At 64.4% G+C, this 1,322-nt stretch carries 1 protein-coding gene and 1 other annotated feature; the gene reads right to left on the minus strand.

Annotation, left to right across the window (positions count from 1 at the left end; translation table 11 throughout):
- Nucleotides 1-40: 40 nt before the first annotated feature.
- Nucleotides 41-1,269, minus strand: a protein-coding gene (locus G6N73_RS35695; RefSeq protein ID WP_165034545.1) for an IS3 family transposase whose coding sequence is annotated in 2 segments (ribosomal slippage) — nt 41-981 and nt 981-1,269 — 1,230 coding nt in all. Because the reading frame shifts where the segments join, the coding sequence is not laid out codon by codon here.
- Nucleotides 872-988 (minus strand) — a sequence feature (AL1L pseudoknot). (Overlaps the previous gene by 117 nt.)
- Nucleotides 1,270-1,322: the final 53 nt, after the last annotated feature.

The following is a 1,322-nucleotide window of genomic DNA, read 5'->3' on the forward strand; positions in this document are numbered from 1 at the left end:
CTGAACCGCCCCGGGTTTGCCGGAGGCTGTTTCGTTTGAGTCACGCCGCCATGGCTGGTTCTTCCAGCATGGCGTAGTAGCGTGCCTCGGCTTCGGCCGGCGGGATGTTGCCGATCGGCTCCAGCAGCCGGCGATTGTTGAACCAGTCCACCCATTCCAGCGTGGCGAACTCGACCGCCTCGAAGGAGCGCCACGGTCCGCGCCGGTGAATGACCTCGGCCTTGTATAGTCCGTTGATCGTCTCGGCCAGCGCGTTGTCGTAGGAATCGCCGACGCTGCCGACCGAGGGCTCGATGCCGGCTTCCGCCAGCCGTTCGGTGTATTTGATCGAGACGTATTGCACGCCCCGGTCCGAATGGTGGACGAGCCCGCCGCCGCGCACCGGCCGCCGCTCATGCAGCGCCTGCTCCAAGGCATCGAGGACGAAGCCGGCATGGGCGGTGCGACTGACCCGCCACCCGACGATGCGCCGGGCATAGGTGTCGATGACGAAGGCGACATAGACAAAGCCGGCCCAGGTCGCCACATACGTAAAATCCGACACCCACAGCATGTTCGGCGCCGGTGCCTTGAACTGGCGGTTGACGTGATCCAGCGGGCAAGGCGCAGCTTTGTCGCTCTTCGTGGTCTTCACCGGCTTGCCGCGGATCGCCCCCTCAAGCCCCATCTGCCGCATCAGCCGCGCTACCGTGCAGCGGGCGAGGTCGAAGCCTTCCCGCTTGAGCTGCCGCCACACCTTTCGCACGCCATAGACGCCGAAGTTCCCCTCGAACACCCGCCGCACCTCCCCCTTCAGAGCCTCGTCGCGCTTCGCCCGCGCCGACAGCCGGGCGGGATCGGCACGCTTGGCCAAATGGTCATGATAGGTGGATGGGGCGATCGGCAGCACCCGGCAGATCGGCTCGACCCCGTATTCCCCATGGTAATCGTCGACGAAGGCGATCATCGCTTGAATGGGCGGTCGAGCTCCGCCTGGGCAAAATAAGCGGAAGCCTTGCGCAAGATCTCATTGGCTTGCCGCAACTCGCGGTTCTCCCGCTCAAGCGCCTTGAGCTTCTCGGCAACCTCGGTGGGAATGCCGGCACGCACACCGCTGTCCACCTCCGCCTTCTTCACCCATTCGTTGAGCGTCTGCGCCGTGCAGCCGATCTTGGCCGCGATCGACGATATGGCCGCCCAGCGTGACGGGTGTTCCCCCTCGTGATCCAAAACCATCCGAACCGCGCGGACCCGGATCTCTGCTGAAAATCGATTTGTCGTATTGTTCATGATGGCTCCACCTTCTCAAGAGTTGGAGCCTCCGGCAAACCCGGGGCGGTTCA

The sequence above is a fragment of the Allomesorhizobium camelthorni genome (genome assembly GCF_011045125.1).
GTDB lineage: Bacteria > Pseudomonadota > Alphaproteobacteria > Rhizobiales > Rhizobiaceae > Allomesorhizobium > Allomesorhizobium camelthorni.